The sequence below is a fragment of the Neobacillus mesonae genome (assembly GCF_023715155.1).
In the GTDB taxonomy this organism is placed as follows: Bacteria; Bacillota; Bacilli; order Bacillales; family Cytobacillaceae; genus Neobacillus; species Neobacillus mesonae_A.
This window is the reverse complement of sequence record NZ_JAMBNQ010000023.1, coordinates 1-23,431: the sequence shown is the minus strand read 5'-3', so window position 1 is coordinate 23,431 and position 23,431 is coordinate 1. Positions and strand designations below refer to the sequence as shown.

Below are 23,431 nucleotides of genomic sequence, written 5' to 3'. Positions count from 1 at the left end.
TTGCACAGTAAGCACACATTTGTTTTACTTCTGATTCTCCCAATGCTTTTCAATTTCCAATTCCTCTTCAATCATTCTTTTTAACTGTGTTTCATCCACATATTTAGGACCTTTAATTAAAACATTTAAAGCTTCTCGATAGGTATAGGCTGTTTTAAAGGATGGACAATCAGAAAGCATTTCGTATTCATTGCTCTTCCATTCCTTTTTTAGTTCCTCATATGCTATATCAAACCAAACCCTTAAACTGTTTATTGCGTGATCGTCTACTGCCATTATTTTGCCCCCTGCGCTTTTGCATATATGGTTGAACGTGGCACACCTGTTTGTTTAGAAATGTCATTTACACTTAATCCATTTTGTTCCCGTTCTGCAAACATCTTTAATGCCCTTTTGATTTCCTTTGTGTCCTGTCCTTTTCTTCCTAAATGCTTCCCTTGTGCCTTTGCCCGTTCTCGCCCTTCTTTGGTCCGTTCATTGATAAGATCGCGCTCGAATTCGGCAATTGCGCCCAACATGGTAAACATTAGCTTTCCAGCGGCAGTTGTAAAGTCAATCTGTTCCTTGATGAATACGACACCGATGTTTTTATCTTGTAATTCATGGACAATGTTGTGTAAATCTCTTGTCGATCTCGCTAGGCGGTCAATCTTATAAACGACTAACTTATCACCTGCTCTTAAATACTCCAATGCTTTCTGGAGCTCTGGCCTTCCAGTATTCTTTCCACTTTTCTTTTCATAAAAAATCTTAGTGCATCCATACTTTTCTAGTTGTTCAACTTGTAAGGAATAATCCTGGTCTATGGTGCTGACCCTCGCGTATCCAACAAGTTCACTCATAGTTTGTAACTCCCGTCTAAAAGATATATAACTTTATGTACATTTATTATAGACTACCTTTTAGATGGATTTCAAGTAAATAAAACAAATAAAATAATGTGTATTTCAACCTATTTTAAACTTACAACTTTTAGACCAAATTCAACGGTCGATTTTTAGTCTGAATTTTTTCTGAAAACTACGGATTCTTTTCTTAGAGCCTATTATCTAAGATTACATGCTACACATAGGCTTTTTTTGTTTGAAATTTTTTCGAATAAAAATAAATAAGAATAGTAGTCTGTTTTATTATCGTTTACGATTGATATATCATCGAAAGGGGAGAAGAATCGTGAAATATATATTTACAGATATTTCTACACATCTGGATTTCGGTTTTGGCGTGACGGCTGGAAAATTTAGAGATGCTGCAGAATTTTTAAATCAAGCTGAAGATTATAATTCAAAAATGCAATCGGATGAACTTCCTACTTTTTATCTGTACCGTCATTCTATTGAACTGTATTTAAAATCACTAATTATCATTTTACATAATAAGTTACAGCTTCCTTACAAAAATGGAGAAGTGACGTTTGATACCAATACCCCTTATGTCTACAATCAGAAAAAGAACCAATGGAATGAACTTACGAAAATTCATGACATAGATACATTGTATTCCTATTTTATGAGTCTAATTGCAGAACACAAACCGTTGCTTAATCAAAAAGCACCTGAGGGTGGTTGGAACATTGAGAAGTCAGAAAATGAAAAATATGTGAATTTGATTCGAAATTATGATTTTGACAGCACCTATTTCCGTTATCCTGTTACCAAAAATTCAAACATGGATCATAAGAAATATGGGGTAGAACGAGTAGATGAGCAAACATTCATGAAGAAACTACAAGAAAATAAGCCAGAGAAGGAATTTACCTTTCTAGTTTTCGATGAAAATGAAAATTTTATAGAAGCTCATCGAAAAATCCCCAGCCGTTTACAAGGCGTTGCAAAAGCTCTAAAAGAGCTATCGTATTATTTGGAAGGTATCCATGCTATGACAAGGCATACACTATGTGACGGATGGTAGACAATAACCAATCCTACTTTCACGATCAAATAAAAATAGTCCTCACCCTATAAGCAGTACTCTTCTTAGAACGGAACGATTAAATTTCGGATCGGATATTAAAAAAGGATGAGGGTCAACTCATCCTTTTTTGTTCTTAAAACAAATCTGTTGGATCTCCGTGGTATGTATATACCTCTTTATCATCGGATATGTCAATTCGTTTCACTTCAAAATTCCCAGGTCTATAGTCTAAATCAATCGTAAACGTGAATTCCACTTTATGAGAAACGGTATCAGACCCTGCAGAGATAAAACGGTCTTCTTCTTTGTCACGTATTCCATTATCTAAATAGAGTGAAAGTTCATGTTCTACATCTAAAGAGCCATAAATGATGATTTCGGATGGATATATTTCTCTTTCGTATGTATTTACACTCATTGATACGATGTATTCTGAATTCGCTGTCCCCAAACCTATAGAAATTCCTGTAAGTTCATTTAGTTCTGTGTCCGAGAGATTACGCACATAATCGTCCAGTTCCCACTCCAATTCCTTCATGAAGGTATCTTCAATAATTTGCTGCACGTAACTTTCGCTTAAATGTGATTCTGCCCAATCTATTAGTTGTATTAGTTGTCTTTTTTCTTGTATATCTTGCTGCTGCATATTTTGAATATTTGCGGATTCCATTGTTAAAAATTCTTCAATGGATTTGTAAGCCGTGAATCGTTGTGTATCTTCCAGTAAATGTGAATGAAGAGATGTTTTATCCGATGCGTAAAATTCTTTAGTGTTGTTGGAAAGAAAGAAGCAATTTTCCATTTTATGTTGTTCCGCGAATTTCGCGTAGGTTAACCAAATGACGGTATCCTTAAACTCTTCTTTCTGATCCGCAAATGGTTTCTTATTATCCAACGCACGTTGTACAATTTCGCTAAACATATCAAATGCTGTATGGGAGATCACAGACATATATCCTTCTTCAATAAGTTGTTGATAAAAACAGATAAGCTCTTCCACGTAAATGGAATCCGTTTGAACCGTGTGGTCCACCTTTGTCTGTAACAATTTGTTGAGTTCATGATGGGCTTTCCCTAATGCTTTTCTTCGTTTTCTTACTTCTTTCTTATAATTGTTGATGACTTCTTGATACACGACATCGGATACGTATAGTTTCCCTTTCACTTCTCTTACCAGTTCTACGAATTTTCGTGAAAAGTTGTTTTGAAAAAATGGATCTGAAAACAGAATATTAGAATCCAAGAAAATGTTCACATCACTCCACCAGCCTATGTAAAAACTTATGTATCTAGCTTTATTGTACATACAACACATGTTTCAAGCCATTAAAAAAGTCAATTTCCTGTTCGTAAGGAAAATTGACTTTTTAGTTGGACATTCAGATTATTTAATCAAATGCGTAATAAATTAGTGGTGCCGAATTTCGGATTCATATTGTAGTATATTAGTTATTGAGTTATTATTATATCTTCTGCTAGATTATAATAGTTTCATTATTTTCAGCATTTCCTACAAATCCATACCATTTAATAATTTTTTAAACTCCTTTAACTCATCAACTGTAAAGGTTATACCCTTTCCCATTTTCTCATGTTCAGGAGACCAATCTCGTATATCATATTTTGGTTCCTTTCCATTCCAGCTAATAAGATTTAGTTCTTTATTCCAACCTTTAGGAGACTGTGATAAAACCCCAATGTTTTCTTTAATTTCAAATTTAATCTCTGCCACTTAATAGCCTCCCTTTAATAAGATCTCCGAACATGTCACCCACCAAGGTAAATCCTCTAACTATGATGTAAAAGCTTATACCGCTGTATCTCCTGAATAGATATCACCGTTCGTATTATAAGTAACATTAAACACCATATCTGAAAGCCATTTTTTAAAAGATTGATTATCATTAAACTGTTTAAATATCTCCATATTGTCTGCCATTAAGTTTATGATCGCTTTATTTAATGCTTTTTCACTCTCAATTTTAGCATTTTGCTTATCAGAGTTTTTCATAGCATTTTGATAATCTTTATCTTTTGCTACCATTTCGGGAATTCCAGCAATATGTTTCTTTACTTGGTCTTCATCTTTCCAAGGAATATTGCCAAACAGATCATGAAAAGAATTTAAAATGTTACTTAATAAATCAAGTTCAGCCTCAGCTTTCCCACCACCAGCAGAAGTTGGCACAGGTCCAATTTCATACTCAGAGGAATCCTGCAATAAAATAGATATTTTAGTCTGAGCTTCAGCACGATAACTATCTAAATCGATTGCTTCAAGTATGCCTTTTGATAAATCATCTTCTTTAGGAGCAGGTAATTTAGGTATTAACATATTTAAAAATATAGATAGCTTTTCCCAATCCGCATTACCATAGGGCAAAATAGAGGCTAAAAATCCATAAGTTCGCGTAAATGCCTTAGCCTTACTTTTAAAATCTATTTGGCCATCTTCATCTAATTCATCTTTATAGTTGTTAGCACAAGTATCCAATACCGGATCAAGCTTATCCCTATCTGCACCACTCAGATACAGTTCAACGATTGTTTCTATGTGATAATCAGTAAAAATGTGATAACCTCTAATATCACTTTCTAAATCATTTAATTTATCCGGATCCGTCTCATCCGAAAGAACAGTCGTGGTGTAATACTTTGAAAAGGCCTCTTTTATGTTTTCTGTTTCATTTGCGAAATCCAAAACAAAAGTATCATATTTTTGTGGATGTGCTCTATTAAGCCTTGATAAAGTCTGTACAGCCTTGATATCAGTTAGCACTTTATCAACATACATAGTATGGAGAAGTGGCTCATCATATCCCGTTTGGAATTTATTCGCAACAACTAAAATTCGATAGGGATCTTTTTTTAGTTTCTTCTCAATTTCATTGCTTGGAAATCCATTTATAGAACTTTCCGTTAGTTTTTTACCACCAAATTCATATTCCCCTGAGAAAGCAACAATTGCTTTGAATGGGCTTTTTCTTTTTTCTAAGTAAGCTTCAATGGAATAATAATATTGAATAGCCCTCTCGATGCTGCTTGTCACGACCATAGCGCGAGCTTGGCCTCCAATTTTACCTTTTGCTACAACCTGATCATGAAAATGATCGATTATAATTTCCGATTTTAATTCTATGGCTGTTTCATTAGATTCAACATATTTCCGTAACTTTTTCTGTGCCTTTTTCTTATCAAATAAAGGATCATCTTCAACTATCTTCGCAATTTTATAGTAACTATTGATTGGTGTATAATCCTTTAGTACATCAATAATAAACCCCTCTTGTATTGCTTGCTTCATAGTATAAACATGAAAAGGTCTGTGCTTTATCTTACCTTCGGAATGGTAAGGAACACCAAACATTTCTAAAGTTTTGTTTTTAGGCGTTGCCGTAAACGCAAAATAACTAGCATTTGTTAGCATTTTCCGGCCTTCTAAAATTTTAAGTATCTTGTCCTCTGTTGTTTCGTCCTCGTTTTCCCCATACTTATCAGATAAAGCCATATTCATTTTAGCAGACATATTCCCACTTTGACTTGAATGAGCTTCATCAATAATGATAGCAAAGTTATTTTTTCTATGCTCATTTCCTATATCCTCAAGAATATAAGGAAATTTATGAACTATTGTTATAATAATCTTCTTGCCATCTTGCAGGAGCTTTTTAAGATCACCAGAACTTTCAGCATGACCAACTGTATTTGCAACTTGCATAAAACTTTTTATTGTATTTTTAATCTGCTTATCAAGGTTAATTCGGTCAGTAACGACAATTACAGAATCAAAGATGTTTTTTCCGTTCTTCGTAATAGATACAAGTTGATGAGCAAGCCAAGCAATAGAGTTTGACTTGCCACTACCTGCACTATGCTGGATGAGATATTTTTGTCCCACACCTTTTTGGCTTACATCCGATAAAATAGCCTTTACTCCAGCTAGTTGATGAAAACGGGGAAATATTTGTGTTCTTTTGATTTTCTTCGTTTCCTCGTCTTTCTCTTCAACGATTTGGGCATAGTTCTCGATGATGTTCGCAAGCTCATCTTTTGTGAAAATCAGCTTCCATAAATAGTCAGTCTTTATTCCATTTGGATTAGGGGGATTTCCCGCCCCATTGTTAAAGCCTTTATTAAAGGGTAGAAACCAAGATTTTTTCCCATCTAGTTTCGTACACATTTTTACTTCGTTGTCATCTACTGCAAAATGCACCATACATCTCCCAAAGTGAAATAAAAGTTCTCGTGGATCCCGATCCGTTTTGTATTGGTAAACAGCATCTTCAACATTTTGTTTTGTTAACCTATTTTTTAATTCACAGGTAATAATCGGTAGTCCGTTTATAAAGATAGCAAAGTCAAGAGCAAGTTTTGTATTGTCTCTTGAAAACATAAGCTGCCTTGTGACACTGAATATATTTTTACTATACAATTCTTTTGCCTTAGCATTTTGTTGTGACGGTGTAAGATAAAACAAATCTAGGGTGACAGGATAAACTTTAATTCCGTTTCTAAGCACATCAATAATGCCATTTTTTGCTATTTCACCTTGCAAACGGTTCAAAAATTTAGTCTTATTTATATCACTGTTAAGAAGACCAAGAATTTCAAGCTTGTCAGGTTGGGTATCCTGTAAAAACTTAAATAGACGGGTTTCATCAATGGCATATTCTTTGTTATAATCACTGTTTTTCCCCTGTTCATAACCATTGCTGTTTAATAGATATTCGACAATAAGTGTTTCAAGCCCTGATTCATTGGTGTTTGTTGGCATTACACCTCACACTCCTCTGGATCTAAAACTTCATCACGGTTCACCGTTTCTTCGTCAAAACCATCAATATCTAAATCTTCCATTACAATTTCATCAATTACCATTTCGCTTACATCAACTTTGCCTGTAACAACATCAGAAATAAGTCGGTTGCGATATTCGGCAATTAAATCTACTTCTTTCATCAGTTTTTCAATTGCAACATTAAATTTCATAGTATTGATATTAATAAAATCCAATATCCTTTTTTGTTCTTCTAATGTGGGTAATGGTATTTGAAGATTCTTGTATTTTTCAGCACTTACATTTTGAATTGTAGCTTGGATAAAAATCTTGTTTAGCCAAAGAGAATAGGCAGTTGACTGTGTAAAGTTATAAACAAATTTAGGTAGTACCATTTCTTGATTCGGAGAGAATCTAATTAAATATCCTGCATAACAAGACTCACCATATTCAGATTTGAATAAAAAAGTCTTTCCAACTGTTGCACCACTTCTAGCAAAAAGAATGTCTCCATCATTCAACATATAGTTTTTAGCAGCATCTACTGATAATGATAGTTTATTTTCATCCTTTAATTTTCCATCTATTGACACATCAGTAATTCTTATATACCTAGGTAAATATTCCGAATACTCTATTCCAGCTTCGTTTGCGCCATACTGAAATGGTTTATTAGATAAAAACTTTAACTTAATTAAATTCCATCCCTCTGGTATATCCCCGAGCCAGTCTATACCACTTGGTTTCATTTTTACATTAGGATTGATACCTTTTGTTACTGCATCGTTAATAACCGCTTGCATTTGCTCTTTTAGGACCAAAATAAGTTTTTTCTTTACCTTTATAAACTTATTTATTTTTGCAAGCTGAAAGTCTAAATATTTTACAATTTTATTCTGTTCTTCAATTGATGGTAGTAAAACTCTTGTTCTTTTTAAAAAAGGGAAATAGAGGTTCCTTTGAATGCTTCCCACCCCTTTTGATGAAAGTACAAATTGATTTACCATTGACAAGTCTCTGAATAAATAGTTAGCAAATGTAGGATTAATTACATCGGACAATTTAAAAACATAATAAGCTGGACTGACTATCCCTCGATACTTAGAAACACCAACGGATCCACGCCAAGCTTGTTGATTGTTTAAAACAAGGTCACCAGGTTCTACTAACTGATATTTTGAAAGATCCTCACTGGGTTTATGAACTTGTGCACCATTAGTCTGATTGTATTTTATTACTCCTGCATTTAAAAATACGGATAGTAGTTCTTCATTTTTATTATTTGTGATTGATTTTTCTTGTGCAATTGCACAAAAAGGATATACTTCCCAATGTATAGGTACATTACTTACGAAAGGAATATTTGAAGTTTTATATGCCTTATAGGGCATTAACTGATTATTCATTACATTTATCCCCCTATAATTTCATAAAGCAAACCTTCAGTTTCTGTTTCAAGTTCTTTAATATCTGCCTTAATTTCATCCATTGTTCGAAGATTGACGGGTTTATAAAAGTATTTAGTAAAACTAATTTCATAACCTATTTGAGTTTTACTTTGATCTATCCAAGCATCAGAAACAAATGCTATTACTTCATCATTAAAATACCGCTCAATACCACCTTCATGTAGTAGTGGTACTTGTTCGGTATCTCTTAAATTTGCATCTGCTTCATATTCCACAATGCATTGTTTACCATCAATTGTAATCTCGAATGTTCCATATAATGGATTAACTTCTACTTTCCCCGATTTGTGTATTTTCTTTATAACCTTTTCTGCGTTTTTATCAACTTGTGCGAGATTATTTTTTATGAGATTTAATCTCTTAGCAGGTAATTTAACATTTAATGCATCTGCCACTGATCTTAATTCTTTTAAAAACAAGTTGTAGTCGCTTATTTTTGCATAGTTTAGTTTTTCTGCTAAGTCATTAAGAACAGTCATAATCTCGCTGTCTTTATTCTCAGCACTAACCTTTGCAAATTTTTCTAGGTTTTCCAGTGCCAAGTCCACGCTTAAACGCAACGGTCTTTCAACTATGATCTTATGGTAGCCGAATTCTCGATTATCAAATATTTTCGACTCCTCTGTCGACTCAAAAGCAAGGAGCATATCTGAAATCTGCTTTCTTATTTCAGGTGTGAATTCGCAATTTTTGTTTCCTAAGTTTTTCCGCAGTGAACTTTTCATGCTTGTTGCATCTATAAGTTGCACTTTTCCTCGACGTTTTTGTGCTTTTCTATTCGTAACAACCCAAATAAAAGTTGCAATACCTGTGTTGTAGAACATATTTTCAGGCAACGCTATTATGGCTTCAAGCCAATCATTCTCGATAATATATCTTCGCAGATTACTTTCACCTTGACCGGCATCACCTGTAAATAAAGAAGATCCATTATGAACTTCTACAATTCGGCTACCAAGCTCCGTATTATGTTTCATCTTGCTAATTTTATTAGCTAAAAACAGTAGTTGCCCATCACTTGAACGAGGAATCATTCTAAAATCTGTTTCTCCATTATGAGATACCACAAAACGAGTATCTGAGATATCTCCTTTCCCACCTAAACGCTCTAAATCCGTTTTCCAACTCTTACCATATGGGGGATTTGACAACATAAAATCAAAATTTGTTGTAGGGAAACCATCATTAGACAAAGTAGAACCATAAGCAATATTTTCAGCTTGTATCCCTTCACCTTTTAAAAGCATATCGGCTTTGGTTATTGCATATGTTTCTGGGTTAATCTCCTGTCCATAGAGGTTTATAGAAATATCTTTATTATGATCCTTTGCTAACTGTTGGAGTCTCTCATCAGCAATCGTAAGCATACCACCTGTACCACAAGCACCGTCATAAACAAGATAGGAACCATCAGTAATTTTATCTACTACAGGTAGAAAAGTAATATCTGCCATAAGCTCGACAACATCTCGAGGAGTAAAATGCTCACCAGCTTCTTCATTGTTTTCTTCGTTGAATTTACGGATAAGTTCCTCGAATATTACACCCATGGTGTGATTATCAAGTCCAGGAATTTTTACTTCCCCATTATTATCAAGAATTGGGTCTACACTCAAATTGATAGTAGGACTTACAAACTTTTCTATAACTGCTCCTAAAATATCCGCTTCAATCATTGTATCTATTTGATTTCTAAACTTAAATTTTTCAAGTATTTCCTGCACATTTGGGGAAAACCCATCTAAATATGCAATAAAATCTGCTTTTAGTTGTTGTTGTTTAGCTCTTGATTTAAGGTCTTTTAGCATAAAAGGGGATGAATTACAAAAAGCTTGACCTGCAACACTGCAAAGTGCTGCCGTTTGGTTTATTACACCTGCTTGATCCAAATTAGTTTTCATTTGTAATACAGCTTTTTTAGTCGGCTCAAGTACTGCATCTAAGCGACGAATAACCGTCATTGGCAAAATAACATCCCTGTATTTTCCACGCACATAAACGTCTCGCAGACAATCATCTGCAATACCCCATATAAAACTTACTATTTGATTATAAATTTGATTATCCATAATTTTTCCTCCAAAATACCTATATAATTTCAATTTTATCATACAACTTCCAGTATTAAAGATGTAACTTTTTAAATCACCACTGTCCTACACATAAAGAATTGGAATTTCTTTTGGTAATAAAGATTATTGGAATGCAGTCATTAGATACCCGAACAGGCTTAAGCCTGTAATATAAGCCTTAAGGCTAATGCTTTAATAATGTTTGATTTATTTCGGAGGAGAATTGGAAATTAACCTTGGAATCGATTGTTAGAAAATTAAAAAAGAGTACATGCAAATTTTGCATCCCTCTAGCATACGCTAGTATCAGCATAGCTGGTATTAGCGTGAGACAACCAAAGGAAGCCTGTCGGGCTTCTTTTTTTATTGGTACAGTAGTACCGGTAGGACTGAGACAAACAGGATTCGACATAAACTTATATAGAAGGGAGGAGAAACCGATTGGCAAAAAAGGTGAAGTCTGTTGCGTTTAATGATGAGGTAGCAGAGGAAAAAGAGATACTGAAACATGTTTCTCGACGCAACTTTTCAAAGTATGTAAAGCAATTGATAAAACAAGATATGGCTGCAAAGTCCTCAGAAAAAATCCAAATAGAACAGGAAACTTCCCCAAAAACTCTTACTTCATCGAAGAAAAACCGTTATAAAAACTACAGATGATAAACAATAAATTTTCCGATCTGCACTAATGCAAATCCTACTCCCATAAGTACGTATGGCACGTTAATTCACCGACCTTTTTTAATTTCAGTTTGAACATATGGAGGGACTCTTATGCATGTTTTGGGGTATTCACTTGCTTTTACTGGAGCAATCTTGGTCCTGTTTAGCCTGTTTTTACAAATCAAGCAATTGTTTAAGAGGTGATTGGATTGAAAAGAGTGGAAAAAGTCGCCTGGAATTCGTTTTTTAACGGAGATATCGTAGTTAAAGAGGAAAAAATAAATAAATGGATTCCAGTTGTCGTGACAGGGTCCATGATTATTTTAAAAACAGGTGTTGTTTTAGCAGCTTCTTCCACACCGGTCGTTGCTGCAGGAGCTGCCGGAGGATTAGCAAAACTTTTGGGTGAACTATTAGTCGTTTGTGATTATATTGCATGGGGTGGCATGCTCGCCAGTGGATTATCTTGGATGTTTAATAATAAAACCGTAGCGATTGAAAGAGCGGTCGGTGTTACAGCTGGATATTTGATTATAAGAAAAAGTTGGGCCTACATCACGTTTTTAAAAAGCATCTAAGGAGGGAGCAACATGAAGGAAACAGTCGTATCCAAAGCAGCGGAAATTTTGGCAGGAAAGATCTTTGATGGCATTCATTTTTTCTCTCAGACCAAAATCGCTGCGTTAGCTCCTCTAATACCTGAAATCGCTGGAATTGCACTTGTTGTTTGTGGAATTATGGCCATGGTCGGAAATACACAAAAATGGCTCGCAAGAGCTGGAATCGTTACTGGAGCTGGAGTCGTTCTGGTGATTCTCTTATGAAGAAAAAAACGATCCAGAGAATACCCTGGAATGAATTCTTTGCGATCGAAGAGGAGAAAATGACCGTTTTTAAACTGATTCCTCATCATTCTCTATCCAATAACCAGGAACATAAATTATGGCGGACCCTGCACGGAATTCATACATCTTTTCGGGACCGAATCAAAAGAGAAGGAAAAACCTTTAGATACCGGATGAAAGAGCGAATTTGGTTCGATTTAACCCTCCGGTCATTTGAAAATGGCAAAAAAGAAATTCAATTTTTTCTATCCTGCCCACAATACTTAGCTGAACATATCAAACATCATGTTGAGCAGCATTTTAAAGGAAAAAGCGCTGGGATTACCTTGGAGGAAGTAGGAATCGAAGAGGCAGCCATTCCAATGGAACAAACGGAAGTATGTGATTTGAGACTTTCCCGGCACAATATGTTTAGTTTAGATGGGGACCAGAGCAGACAAACGACGCCAGTGGCGTTTTTACTTAATTGCATTCATGACATAAAGGAAAATGATGTAGCGAAAATTTCGATTTGTGCCGAGCCTTATAATCGATTAAAATGGAACAGTTTAATGGAAGCTGCGCATCAACAGTTTAAAAAAGGAAAAGTACCAAAACGGTTTCGATTGGATGGAAAAAGCATTTTCGGAGCGATTTTTGCCGTTTTAAATCACGTTTATACCTGGTTTGAAGGCGTGATGAATGAAATCATCGACATTGTGGATTCAATTGGCAGCAAGGATAAACGTCGCATTTTTTATGATAAAAAAAGATACAAACAGCAAGAAGAGATGGAGAAGAAAAGAATATTGCTAGACGGAAAACTTTCCGATTCTACAAACAAAAAGAGACATGCGCCGATTTTCAAAACACATATACGGATTGCGGTCCATTCGAAAAATGAAGTACGAAGGGAGATGACAAAACGCTCCATTGTGACTTGTTACGATCAGTTATCAGATAACAACTCCTTACAAGCCCATTCTCTAACGAAAAAAGAACAAATCGAAAGCCTAAAAGAAATCAATTCCTTCACCCTCCGACCCTACAGTAAAAGCGATTTTGACACCAATATCTTTTCCCACTATGAAATGAGCAAACTCACGCAGCTGCCAACAGCAGATATTCAAAGAGAATTTGCAGAACAACTGGAAACCAAGCGCAATGTTGAGGTTACGATTCCGAAGATCTTCACCAAAGAAGGAGTTTTGATTGGTCATGCAGAGGAACGAGGCGAAGAAATCCCGGTTTATATTCCAACCGATAACCCGGATGAGTTCTTTAAAGGGTACATTTATCAAGGTTCAATGGGAAAAGGGAAAGATACAGCCGTTAAAAATTTTGTTGTAGAAGGCTGCTTGAATCATAATCTTAGTTTTATTGTTCCAGACGCCATTTGCGAGAGCGGTCATCGAGGGATGGCAGATGGTATTCGCGATTCTCTTCCACCGGAAAAGATAATTGATTTGGATTTAACAAGTGAATTTAGGATACCGCTTGATTTATCGGAAGTTGTTAAAAAGCTCGGAAAAGATGGATCAAACCGATTTGCCAGTGAAATAATCAGTTTTTTTGGGGATTTAGAAAACATGGCAAGAAGCAGAAAATATTTGCGCGAAGCTGCCAAAGCAAGCGGTGGGAATTTATTTTTAACGAAAATGATGTTTGAGGATGAAGAATTCCGTGAAATTCGGATTAAGGAATTAAAAGAAGAAGGTCAGCTTCGGCTTGCAATAGAGCTTGAGAAATGGGGAACGAACGATGATCTCGGAGGCAAGGTCGATAGTGTATTAAATCGCTTGGATGAGTTTTTTGGTGATGACAATTTATATGATATTTTCGGTCAACCACCGATTCAAGAGCTTAATTTTGAAAAATGGATGGAAGAAGGAAAAGTGATTATTATCCGGGTCCCAAACAGAATATTATCCGAAATTGCCGTAAAAACGTTAATGCACTGGATTACATTAAAAGTGTTTATGACCTGTCAGTTAATGGAGAAAGAAAATCGTGGAGCAGGGACGTTTATTGTCTTTAATGAGCCTCATCAATACATGAATAAAGGTTTAGAGAAGCTAATGAAAAGAATCGCCCTGGAAGGGCGTAAGGAGCGTCTGGGAAGCTTATTTGCTTTTCATCATATTGGACTATTACCGGATAAATTGGCTGAGGATCTGCAAGCAGGAGGCGTGAATTGGTTTTTATTCGCGAACGATTATAAGAAGGTATTCGAGATGAAAAAAGCAGAGCTTGACCCTAATTTTACCGTAGAAGAAGCTCTAAATATTCCAAGTTTTCACGCAATCAACATCCTGAATTTTAGAAAGAGAAGACAGCCTGCTTTCCTTGTTAAAATGCTTGCACCATCAACGGACCGTTATCCACCATACGATAATTCCTTCCTGACAAAAAGACATGCGCAAATGTATGGTCGTCACTGGAAAGAAGTCGAGAAAATGACTACTCAAGAAATCGGGTAAAAAAATCCTCTGGCCCGACGATAAAAAAGCCATTTTGCACATTGTGCGAGTAAACGTCAAAAAAGGTCAAAAGGATCTCGTTCATTCCGCGAGATCCTTTTTTGTCGAAAATACCGAAAATGATAAATTTGGAGAACTTATCATCCGATCCATTATAGCAAATTCGGCAAAAAAATTCTCTGACCCATCGGAAAAAATGCGCTTAAGTAGCTTGGGCGAAGAGATTGTCTAAGGTGGACGTTTCAATTTACCCCCTTAGAACGCGAATAGAGGGCGACTTGTCCCATTTACAGCTATTCGAATCATTTTCTTTTATAATTCTTCTTCATTTTTAAGCTGAATCTGAATATCTGTTGTTTCAGCAGGCTGATGGTACTCTTGAATGATTTCTACTACTTTATCAAACTGCTTAACAATCTGCATATCCTTTACAGGTGTGTTTCCCATTGCCCATCCCATAAAAATTGTAAACACTATCCCTAGAAAAGGCTTCAAAATTTTGTGCCAAATTGTTTTTTCTTCCTCCGTTACATTTTCATTGCTTTCAATATAATTTTCAGTAACGGTCATATATATATTCACTTTGATGGCTGCATCAAAGAAGTAAGGACGAACCAATTTTACTTCTTCATTACCCTCTGCATGACTACTATATGATTCCAGTTCTTCTTGAACCTCTGATATAGAATGTTCATCAACCGATTCAAGAATATCACGATAAAGTGGCATATGGGGAAGTGAAATCTGCTTTAATAATTCTCTGTTTTTTGCTAATGCTTTCTGAAAAGAAATGACAGAATCCGCCATCTTTAATTGCGTCATAATCGGAAAGCTTGGTACCGTTAAACTTGTCCTAAGCAGTGTAGCTACAGATTCTTGATTCTTAATTATCCCTTCTGCCACTAACTGATTGGAAAGGGCACTAAATCTTTTTTGCATATCTCCTATTGCCTGAAATGCTTTGGAAAAAGAAACAGCAGCCTTTGTACTACTTGTGAGATTCTCCCGAAACTGTCTCATATTCTCTGTCAACTCATTCGTTACTGTCACATTCGACAGTTTTAATTCAAGATTCTTAAGAAACTCATTTAAATTCTGTGATTCTTTTCCCGCTGTAATCTTTAAATCCCGTGATTCTTCTCCCACCGTAACCCCTCCTATAACTACACCTATTTTACTATAAATAGTAATATTTTGGATTGATTTTCAATTCCATTAATCTTGACTCATTCTTGACTATTTTCGCAAGTTCGTTATAAGGGACACAACCTAAGGAGGTGCCCTAATGTACGAACTTAACGAGGAATTGCTCACTTTAAAACAGGCGATTGAGTTAACCGGTCTCATAAAGATTTCAAGCAATAAGAAGACGAAACTATACAATATATAGTGTTCGTCTTCTTTTTAATACTTTATTTTGTACCTTGGAGTATGGCGATTTAGTTTGTCAAAGCTCTCTTAAGAGTGTTTTTTTCGTTGTTAACTGACTAAAAAAGACAAAATAAAAAGAGCCTTTTAGCTCTTACCCTAGTATCAGCCCCATCCTACGCTTGATACCACTGATGGCCACGCTTGCCATCCGACCCAATTTTCATTATAAATGAAAACGCTTACAACTTCAATATATTTTTTAACTTATTAAAGTAATAAAGTTCTAGATTTTCAACCAAAAAAGCCGACAATTATCATATAAAATTAATCCTATATAATGGAATGACCATTATTGGCTTAATAGCGTAACTTAAAGTCAATCAAGTTAATGTTATGGTCTTTGAATAGATTAGGATCTTTTTCTCGATAATACCTATCAGCAGATAGACAAAGGTACTCACACAATTTGTCGATATTTACTCTGACTATTTTTGTCTTTAATATTTTTGAGTTATTATTAGGTTGGTGTCCCCAAGATGAACCATTTAAGTCTGCTCCACCTACTGCTAATTCAAATTTGTATGAATAATAAAAATCTGCGTCTTCTTTGTCGCCCCAGTTTTTTATATCCGAATTTCCGGCATGTAAGAAAGTACAACGTAGAGAATAACACATCTCTCCTGTAAAATATGGATTTTTTGCCTTAGAGAAATCTTCTGTCCAACCTGTGTTGTCTGCAAAATATTGGTTTACCCAATCATCAAACCATGCTACATATTGTTTTCTTATATTGCGTTCTCCATTTTTTTCTTTAAATCTGGATATTCAATTTGCCCACAAATATCAGGTAAAGTTAAAGATAGTGCAAATGCTGATAAATAACTTTTATTATTAAGAGCAAGGTTAATGTCCTTTATTTTATCTAACATATTATCTCCCTATTGTATTTATTTAAATTATTTTGGATGGCGCCTAAAAATATTGAATTTACACTTTCATTATAGCATTAGAGAAAAAAAACCATGGCACGTTGACTCTCCCAGGATAAACCATTTGTATGTAAGATGGGATTACCTCCTAGCCTTAGAAAAAAGCACCTTAAAGTCACAAAGAGGAGCAAACTATTATAGCTCCTCCCCCTACATGTCGATGTCCCAGAAATCAGAAATTTCCGCTCTGGGGTCTACCCTCTTGATTGCCTTCATAATTTTTTGAACTACTGTAAAACTCGGGGTGTGTTGGCTATTGTTACAAAGGCGAGAAATTGTATTTCTGCTTACATTAGCTGCTTCCTCTAGTTCCTGTTGCTCTATCCCGTTCCGATCTAACCATTTCCCTAGATTAGTACGTTTCTTTCGTTTTCCTTTCATCGTTTTTCAAATCTTCCTTTCTAAGGTTCTATGTATCTACAATTCTGTCCACGGGTTGATTGATTTATACATGCTTACCAAAAAAGGTGCATATGTAACGGAGATGGTGCATATTATTTAATAAAATAAGTTTTAAAAAAATTTTTGTAAATATTTTGTGGAATATAGCATACATATGTATTGCAACATTTGCTAGTAAAATAGCATGTATAATTGGCAAATGTTGCATTCGGCGTTTCCTGAATTTATTGATGAAAATAGACTTTATAAGTCGATTAAAGGAAAAACCATCTCAAAATGAGATGGTTTTTTTGTAGAAGTATGCCCTTGAATCGTGATAAAGACTAAGATAAAATAGTCAGACAATTCCCGCCTTTTTAGTACCCAATGCCTTAAGGCAAAATTAGTTGCCTTAAGGCAACAACGACTTAACAAAGAGACCCTCAATCGTCATCATCATCAAATAAGTATTTTGAAGCAAAGCTAAGAGCTTCTTGTGATACTTCTTGATTTACTGTTTCTTCTATTTCTGTACTTTCTTCCATTATTATTTCTGATTTCTCTTCCGTTATTAGTTGTTGCCCAATGGTAGGCACAGGACCAACAGTTGAGGCATTTATTGGAGCACTGCCAAAATAAATCGGTGCATTTTGCAACGCAGGAGTAATTGTCTTGGTTAATAAAAAATAAGCCAAACTAGACATCATATCCTGAAATTCTTTACTGTCCAGTGTTTTCCGTTGCTCTTCTGTTAAAAAAGCTGGTATTGGTAAGTGTAAATAATGATTATCGTTTACCTGTTTTCCTTCTGAAAACATATTGTTCCAGAGGTCAATGATTTTAGAGGTAAATTCTCTACCGTGCTCTTCTTTTAGTTCATTTAACGTATCCAGCACAATATCTGGTGTAGTGTTTGGAAAGCGGATCGTAAATAAAGATCCACCTTCGTATTTCGTTGATTTTTTCATAAAAATCACCTTTAAACTGAAACAATTTCAAGATTCTTATGTTTAGCATAAAGTTGTAGTGCTTTCCAATATGCACGAGAAATCATCCAGACTGAATCATCTGGGTTTATGAATTCAAGAGGATAATTAATATCTTTATTTAAGTCTAAAATATACTCTTTTAGGAGTGCAGAACCACCACCGACTAAAAATGCCTTTTCAAGCTCAGGTGCAGCTTCCCATGTATTTTCAATATGTTTGAATTGTACTTTCGCTGCCTTTTCTAGGATAGGAGTAATTTCTTTTTCAGCAGAAACTTTTCGTCCTTTTACTAATACCATTTTGTCATTTTTGATTACATCTAAAACATGCTGCAAGCTTGGTAATTTCACTTTATGAGTCTTATCAATCGCTTCTAGGATTTCTTGAAGATATTTTAATGTACCCTCGTCAATTCCCTGGCTTGCCTTATTATGAATTTCTCCGTCCGCTTTAAATACTGCTGTGTCAGTTGAGACGCCACCAATGTCATTAATCATGATACATTTGTTGTTTAAATATCCATTCCGAGTTTGTAAGGAATCATCTGTTGTTAAGTCTAAAAATGCGGCATACCCTTCCCCATTAACTAAAACATCTGAAAATGTAATTTTTACGGATTTCCCTTGTAACTTAGGAGTCTGTAAGAATGTTACTACATGCTCTTTCTCCATTAATCGTTGTTTAAGTACTTTTTTCTTTTTGTCTTTCACTTCGTCAAGCGGTAACCCTGTGCTTAAAAGAAAATTCGCTTCATATACACCGTTCATAGAAGGAAAATGTTTCACAGCGTCGATAGCTAGTGCTGTTAATAGCACAACAAGTGATTGATCACTCTCAGCCTTGATAGAACGGATTCCCATACGATCATTGTGGTCATAGCCAGTTGCAAGATTACCGACAGCATAAATTCCCGTTTCATTAGATAAAGATGGTGAAGAAATTTTTACATGTAAGCCGTTCAATGTATCTTTCTCTAATTCTATGATTTTACGATCTTCTTGCTCTTTAGCTACTACATTAGGAATATATAACCTTTCAATTCCACCAAAAATCCCTTTTAAAGCATCGTTCCCAATGTCAACAGAAGCATAACGGGTAGTTATTTTCATTTATATCCCTCCACAAGAATTATTTACCATTTGTTATTCATTGTACCCTGTTTTGTATAACAAATCAATATATGCATTGGAATAAAGTTGTACATTTGTATAACTTGATAAAAATATTCCTTTTAATATAAGTATTTAATATGTTATACAATTGTTTGCTATTGAATAAATTTCAATTGAGTATCCCCTTATTTTATAAGGATTTTTTTAACTATTTTTAGATATCGTTTAACATTTTAAGTTAAATGTATAACTGATTTTTACAGGAGATTGAAATGGGCTTAAAATAACTCGATTTAAATTTAAATTAAGGTTAAAACGCCTAAATATCAACGTTTCATATGGTGTTTGTGTTGTATGTAGAAAGTAAGTGATTGATGTAAGTTTGAATGTTGTTTGAATCTAAAATAGACTTAATATAAGGGTTTCACATTTTTTCTGCAATTTTGTTAAACTAAAATAGAATTAAATTGTGTAATTTTAAAGGTGGATTGAATCTAAAAAACTCTATATATCAGCTTTTAAAGTAAGTAAGTATTTGATATAAAGAAGATATGTAAATGATATGAATTTAAAGTTAATTTGAGTCTCAAACGACTCGGAATTTGTTAGAAATTGGAAGGGTGATGAGTCATGAATGAAGTAGAATGGTTGTCCATTGGTCCAACTGCTGAGAAGTTTGGCATAGAGATTCCACGTTTGCGCACATGGTGTGATAGAGGCTTAATTGAGGTGGATAAACGGTCAACCGGAAGGTGGATTCCTTCAACAGAGTTCCCCAAGATTGAAAAGATAAAAGAAATTTTTGATCGTGGTGGTAATGTCACCTATGAAGATGTAAAAGAAGAGTTAATTAAATCTAACTTGTATAAACAATACAAGGATAATGAGGAAGAGGAAAAAAAGGTTCAAGAAATGGCTGAATTGATGGAAAAAGCTTTTGAAAAATCAGGAGCAGGAGAGTTCTTTATGTCAATTGCATCTGAATTTGCTGCCTTACGGTCTGAGATTAGCAGTCTAACAAAGCTTGTTGAACATCAGAGCCACCAGCAAGGCCAATATTTGTTAGAAGATAAAACTCGAATGGATAAACTAGAAGAAGATAATAAAGCACTTAAAGGTTTAGTACAGCAGTTTATAAGTTCAGATAAAGAATTAAAAGAGTCATTTACTAATTACATGAAAGAACGAGAATTGGAAAAGGAAAAACATGCTGAATTAGAAGCTAAATTAAGTTCAATTGAGACTAAAATCAATGATAAGCCGGAAAAAAAAGGCTTATTTTCAAGGATTTTTGGCTAAGTGGATTAGCATGTCATGTAAATTTTTCCTTTATCTCTTGATAAATGACTGAGATTAGCAGTATAGTAGTAGTAGCTAAATATGAACGGAAAAGGCAAAAAGCTCAAGCGTGTTATAGTGTAGCGCCAACTACCTATAACCGTCCACCGTACTCCAACTACGGTAAACACCTGCCCGAGCTTTTCACCATTATATATATCATATTCGATATATTTTATGATTTTCCTAGTGAAAATTTAAATTTTCCTAGTGAGAATTATATAATAATCTTCATTCATTTGCAATACATTAGAAGATTATGTAAAGGTGTCTTGGTCAGGAAAAAACGTTTATTCTAGGAATCTATTTAATCTATATTCCTCTTTAAAAGCGTTGTTTACCGAAGCCCCCACGGTAAATGACGCTTTTTGTGTTTCCGAAAAGGAAGGAGACACAACATGTCCTCATATTCACGTGCTCTGTTTGGTGCACAACTTTCCGAAGTTCCCAAAAAACAAGCTGAAAAGCAGCTTCATCAATATGATCAGGATCACGGCTGGGTTTTTGTGAGTCAAGATTGTAAAGATTTTAAAGCAGTACGTACATATAAGACTTTATTTGCTGTTACTCAAGAGGCTACATATTTTACACCTAACACGTTTTACCGAAATGACCAAAGAAAAGAATCATCATTACGCTGGTTAAATGCTCTTGTCATTGACATCGATGTAAAAGGACAGCCTGAAAAGGTTGGAATGACCGTTCCAGACGTATTAGATCAAATAGAGTGTGCAGGGCTACCTGAACCATCTTTGATTGTACAAACGCCTTCAAAGGGCTTTCATGTCTATTTTTACTTTGCTTTTGCAAAGCGCGCTTTTCCCAAAACCATCGAGTTTTATAAACGAGTACAGCGAGAAGCTGCTATACATCTAGGGGGAGACCTTTACGCGATAGGGGCTGAGCGCTGGTTCCGTGTGCCAACGGCTGAAAATATCGTTTACGAGTCTGATAATCGTGTGCCATTTCAAGAGCTGGTAGACTGGATGATTATTCAACAAGAAGGGCAGCCTTTGCCGTCTAGAAAGGTTGCTATTGGCCGAGGTGATTTATTATCTCACCCAGCCATTTTAAGGCTTCTTGAAGGGGTTGAGAAGGGAAAACGGGATAATACCTGTTATACGCTTGCTTTGGCATTTAAAGCGTCAGGATACAGCAAAGAAGAGGCTGAAACACGCCTACGTGACTGGAACGATAGATTAGAAGAACCTATGAGATTATTAGATATAAAACGTAAGGTGCGCAGTGCATTCCAACAAGGCTCAAAAAAAGGACCTGCAGCATCTTATATTCGCATGCTTTCAGGAATGGATTTTTCATATCGTCCATTAGAAGGAGCAAAACCCCGTGAAGAACGGCAACGGTCACATTATTACGAATGGGAAGAGGATGTCATTCGCTTTTTAGAGCAACAAGGCGGGTCTATTTGCTGTACCCAAAGACAGATTTCTGACACCCTTGGTATGAGCTTCAGTACGTTTAAAGAGGTTGTAAAGAGATTATTAGCTTCTAATCGTATTCAGTTAACCGTAACAGGCAAAGGACGAGGAGCCAAAACGACTATAACGCTTGCGCAAATGGAAAATCATGGTACAGACCGTAGTTCAGCTCCCATTCAAAATGAGCCAGTATCGTATACACTAATAGATACGGTGGTGGGTGGGAATTCCTCTGAACTTGAGGTGGCTTCTGTAATTTCACCACACACCTATGCTACTGGACTCTTAGGCTATTTATCTTTAACACGCCAGGCTTTTATCCGTAGAATAGCTGTTTCTAGTGGTCTACCTGCTGATCTTGTGGCTTATGTCTATTTTTATTTAAAGGAGGAGTTTGGGGATTTCCCTCATGTTATTTTGTATGACTTGTTAACTACTTCTGGGGTATGCTCTTATACTCGCATTGATGATTTATTATGTTTTGTACGTGATGGATTAGCTGAATATATGCATGGGGTGAATTCTGAGGACGTTGCTCGTAGTGGGTAGCATACATAAGAAAAACAATAAAGAACATTATGCTAAAGCATAAAAAATACAGCTTAAAGCTGTTCGATAAAATAAGAATATTTTAGATTCGCTTGCTACACTCGGATAGATTATCTAACTTGTGGTAAAAAGGATGCTCTAATTTCATGAGGGATTTACTAGCTATATAGGGAAGTTGAAGACCTAAATATAAGGGTTGGTAAGAATTAAAATTGAGATTTATATACAACATTTATGCATATATGAAAATTGTTTTTGGGTGAGGGACGTAGCCTCGGAGCGAGGTTAGCGGTAGGTAAGCGATAGCGCAGCAGGAGTAAGAACCAGTTTATAAAAAAGAAAACCTATTTTGTGGACTGTGCAAATTCTAAAGATGTCTGGGGGACTAATAGGAAAATTTTTACATGGGTATATGGTATGATTTCCCTTGTAATACATTGCCATAAATTCCATATTGTAGTACACTAAAAGCAACAAATAAAACCGCAAATAAGATGAATTTTAATAGATAAATAATTTGATAATCAATTTATCTATTATTTCGGTTTTTAAATCGCCGCAATTCCAAATAACACAAGGGCGGAATGGCTCCTGTTTAGTCTCGTTGGCCGCAGAAGACCTCGCCCATACTACGTAAACATGGCCGAGGTCTTCTGCTACTCGTCTAAAGGCGGAGCCAACCTGTTGTGTGATTTGGAATTGCTTAAAGAGTATTTAGAGATTGGGGGTTGGTAAAGAGTGTAGTTTAAGGGTAAAAATTTAAGTTCCAGAGTTAAGTTCGAGTTCTAAAAAGTTCAAGATCAAAGTTAAGTTCAAGGTCAAAAAGTTCAAAAAAAGATGAAGGAAAATGAAGATTGTAGTTCAAGAGAAAGTAGTTCGTTAATGGTTGTTTAGTTATCATTCTGATGTATAAAAATGATGCTCTGTGTATTTTAATGCATTGGAGGTGGTTAATGTTTTTGGGTTAAATAAATGGATAAGTGCTTATTTAGGTGTACTTGTCATTTTATATGGGATTGTGTTCTGGTTTTCTATAAAATTACTGAAATTGTTTGTGTTTTCAT

General features: G+C 35.2%; 19 protein-coding genes. 7 read left to right on the top strand and 12 right to left on the bottom strand.

Going from position 1 to position 23,431, the window contains the following annotated elements:
* Window positions 1-24: 24 nt before the first annotated feature.
* Together M3183_RS17325 and M3183_RS17320 are read right to left on the bottom strand one after the other, a co-directional pair.
* Window positions 25-276 (bottom strand): hypothetical protein, encoded by a 252-nt coding sequence (locus M3183_RS17325; RefSeq protein WP_251471748.1) that lies wholly within the window; start codon window positions 274-276, stop codon window positions 25-27.
* Window positions 276-842 carry a recombinase family protein gene (locus M3183_RS17320; protein ID WP_251471747.1) on the bottom strand — a complete coding sequence of 189 codons (567 nt, stop codon included), beginning with the start codon at window positions 840-842 and terminating at the stop codon, window positions 276-278. The genes M3183_RS17325 and M3183_RS17320 overlap by 1 nt, the downstream gene beginning before the upstream one ends.
* A 331-nt stretch (window positions 843-1,173) precedes the next feature.
* On the opposite strand from M3183_RS17320, the gene M3183_RS17315 reads away from it, so the two are divergent.
* Window positions 1,174-1,911: a hypothetical protein gene (locus tag M3183_RS17315; protein WP_251471746.1), complete on the top strand. Its 738-nt coding sequence runs from the start codon at window positions 1,174-1,176 to the stop codon at window positions 1,909-1,911.
* 136 nt (window positions 1,912-2,047) lie between these two features.
* On the opposite strand, the gene M3183_RS17310 is transcribed toward M3183_RS17315, so the two are convergent.
* The 5 genes from M3183_RS17310 to M3183_RS17290 all read right to left on the bottom strand — a co-directional run bounded on the left by M3183_RS17310 (window position 2,048) and on the right by M3183_RS17290 (window position 10,229).
* Window positions 2,048-3,169, bottom strand: a complete 1,122-nt coding sequence (locus M3183_RS17310) for a PIN domain-containing protein (RefSeq protein WP_251471745.1) — start codon at window positions 3,167-3,169, stop codon at window positions 2,048-2,050.
* A 255-nt stretch (window positions 3,170-3,424) separates the two neighbouring features.
* Window positions 3,425-3,646, bottom strand: a complete 222-nt coding sequence (locus M3183_RS17305; RefSeq protein ID WP_251471744.1) for a YdbC family protein — start codon at window positions 3,644-3,646, stop codon at window positions 3,425-3,427.
* A gap of 75 nt (window positions 3,647-3,721) precedes the next feature.
* Window positions 3,722-6,688 carry a type I restriction endonuclease subunit R gene (locus M3183_RS17300; protein WP_251471743.1) on the bottom strand — a complete coding sequence of 989 codons (2,967 nt, stop codon included), beginning with the start codon at window positions 6,686-6,688 and terminating at the stop codon, window positions 3,722-3,724.
* Window positions 6,688-8,097, bottom strand: a complete 1,410-nt coding sequence (locus M3183_RS17295; RefSeq protein WP_251471742.1) for a restriction endonuclease subunit S — start codon at window positions 8,095-8,097, stop codon at window positions 6,688-6,690. The genes M3183_RS17300 and M3183_RS17295 overlap by 1 nt, the downstream gene beginning before the upstream one ends.
* 5 nt (window positions 8,098-8,102) lie before the next feature.
* Window positions 8,103-10,229 carry a type I restriction-modification system subunit M gene (locus M3183_RS17290; RefSeq protein ID WP_251471741.1) on the bottom strand — a complete coding sequence of 709 codons (2,127 nt, stop codon included), beginning with the start codon at window positions 10,227-10,229 and terminating at the stop codon, window positions 8,103-8,105.
* Window positions 10,230-10,673: 444 nt separating this feature from the next.
* On the opposite strand from M3183_RS17290, the gene M3183_RS17285 reads away from it, so the two are divergent.
* The 4 genes from M3183_RS17285 (at window position 10,674) to M3183_RS17270 (ending at window position 14,199) form a co-directional block, all read left to right on the top strand.
* A complete protein-coding gene (locus tag M3183_RS17285; protein ID WP_251471740.1) occupies window positions 10,674-10,892 on the top strand; it encodes a hypothetical protein in 219 nt (72 codons plus the stop codon).
* 212 nt (window positions 10,893-11,104) lie between these two features.
* Window positions 11,105-11,473 (top strand): hypothetical protein, encoded by a 369-nt coding sequence (locus tag M3183_RS17280; RefSeq protein WP_251471739.1) that lies wholly within the window; start codon window positions 11,105-11,107, stop codon window positions 11,471-11,473.
* Between the two features lie 12 nt (window positions 11,474-11,485).
* Window positions 11,486-11,719: a hypothetical protein gene (locus M3183_RS17275; RefSeq protein WP_251471738.1), complete on the top strand. Its 234-nt coding sequence runs from the start codon at window positions 11,486-11,488 to the stop codon at window positions 11,717-11,719.
* Complete coding sequence (locus M3183_RS17270) at window positions 11,716-14,199, top strand: ATP-binding protein (RefSeq protein WP_251471737.1); 2,484 nt, start codon at window positions 11,716-11,718, stop codon at window positions 14,197-14,199. Before M3183_RS17275 ends, M3183_RS17270 begins: the two co-directional genes overlap by 4 nt.
* A 312-nt stretch (window positions 14,200-14,511) precedes the next feature.
* Here M3183_RS17270 and M3183_RS17265 read toward each other — a convergent pair whose 3' ends face one another.
* From M3183_RS17265 to M3183_RS17245, 5 genes are all read right to left on the bottom strand, one after another.
* Window positions 14,512-15,345, bottom strand: coding sequence for a hypothetical protein (locus M3183_RS17265; protein ID WP_251471736.1), 834 nt, complete (start codon window positions 15,343-15,345; stop codon window positions 14,512-14,514).
* Window positions 15,346-16,355: 1,010 nt separating this feature from the next.
* Window positions 16,356-16,499 carry a hypothetical protein gene (locus M3183_RS17260; protein ID WP_251471735.1) on the bottom strand — a complete coding sequence of 48 codons (144 nt, stop codon included), beginning with the start codon at window positions 16,497-16,499 and terminating at the stop codon, window positions 16,356-16,358.
* 210 nt (window positions 16,500-16,709) lie between these two features.
* Window positions 16,710-16,940, bottom strand: coding sequence for a helix-turn-helix domain-containing protein (locus tag M3183_RS17255; RefSeq protein ID WP_251471734.1), 231 nt, complete (start codon window positions 16,938-16,940; stop codon window positions 16,710-16,712).
* A 443-nt stretch (window positions 16,941-17,383) separates the two neighbouring features.
* Complete coding sequence (locus tag M3183_RS17250; protein ID WP_251471733.1) at window positions 17,384-17,908, bottom strand: hypothetical protein; 525 nt, start codon at window positions 17,906-17,908, stop codon at window positions 17,384-17,386.
* A gap of 11 nt (window positions 17,909-17,919) precedes the next feature.
* Entirely contained in the window at window positions 17,920-19,038 is a 1,119-nt protein-coding gene (locus M3183_RS17245; RefSeq protein WP_251471732.1) for a ParM/StbA family protein, read from the bottom strand.
* Between the two features lie 633 nt (window positions 19,039-19,671).
* Here M3183_RS17245 and M3183_RS17240 point away from each other — a divergent pair.
* Window positions 19,672-20,340, top strand: a complete 669-nt coding sequence (locus M3183_RS17240; protein ID WP_251471731.1) for a hypothetical protein — start codon at window positions 19,672-19,674, stop codon at window positions 20,338-20,340.
* 437 nt (window positions 20,341-20,777) lie between these two features.
* Window positions 20,778-22,367, top strand: a complete 1,590-nt coding sequence (locus tag M3183_RS17235; RefSeq protein ID WP_251471730.1) for a primase C-terminal domain-containing protein — start codon at window positions 20,778-20,780, stop codon at window positions 22,365-22,367.
* The last annotated feature ends 1,064 nt before the right edge of the window (window positions 22,368-23,431 follow it).

Excerpts from the sequence above, each read along its gene's own strand:
- M3183_RS17240 (WP_251471731.1), top strand. The coding sequence starts at position 19,672 with ATGAATGAAGTAGAATGGTTGTCCATTGGTCCAACTGCTGAGAAGTTT.
- M3183_RS17275 (WP_251471738.1), top strand. The coding sequence starts at position 11,486 with ATGAAGGAAACAGTCGTATCCAAAGCAGCGGAAATTTTGGCAGGAAAG.
- M3183_RS17320 (WP_251471747.1), bottom strand. The coding sequence starts at position 842 with ATGAGTGAACTTGTTGGATACGCGAGGGTCAGCACCATAGACCAGGAT.
- M3183_RS17270 (WP_251471737.1), top strand. The coding sequence starts at position 11,716 with ATGAAGAAAAAAACGATCCAGAGAATACCCTGGAATGAATTCTTTGCG.
- M3183_RS17245 (WP_251471732.1), bottom strand. The coding sequence starts at position 19,038 with ATGAAAATAACTACCCGTTATGCTTCTGTTGACATTGGGAACGATGCT.
- M3183_RS17235 (WP_251471730.1), top strand. The coding sequence starts at position 20,778 with ATGTCCTCATATTCACGTGCTCTGTTTGGTGCACAACTTTCCGAAGTT.
- M3183_RS17290 (WP_251471741.1), bottom strand. The coding sequence starts at position 10,229 with ATGGATAATCAAATTTATAATCAAATAGTAAGTTTTATATGGGGTATT.
- M3183_RS17250 (WP_251471733.1), bottom strand. The coding sequence starts at position 17,908 with ATGAAAAAATCAACGAAATACGAAGGTGGATCTTTATTTACGATCCGC.
- M3183_RS17260 (WP_251471735.1), bottom strand. The coding sequence starts at position 16,499 with ATGTTAGATAAAATAAAGGACATTAACCTTGCTCTTAATAATAAAAGT.
- M3183_RS17255 (WP_251471734.1), bottom strand. The coding sequence starts at position 16,940 with ATGAAAGGAAAACGAAAGAAACGTACTAATCTAGGGAAATGGTTAGAT.
- M3183_RS17295 (WP_251471742.1), bottom strand. The coding sequence starts at position 8,097 with ATGAATAATCAGTTAATGCCCTATAAGGCATATAAAACTTCAAATATT.
- M3183_RS17300 (WP_251471743.1), bottom strand. The coding sequence starts at position 6,688 with ATGCCAACAAACACCAATGAATCAGGGCTTGAAACACTTATTGTCGAA.
- M3183_RS17325 (WP_251471748.1), bottom strand. The coding sequence starts at position 276 with ATGGCAGTAGACGATCACGCAATAAACAGTTTAAGGGTTTGGTTTGAT.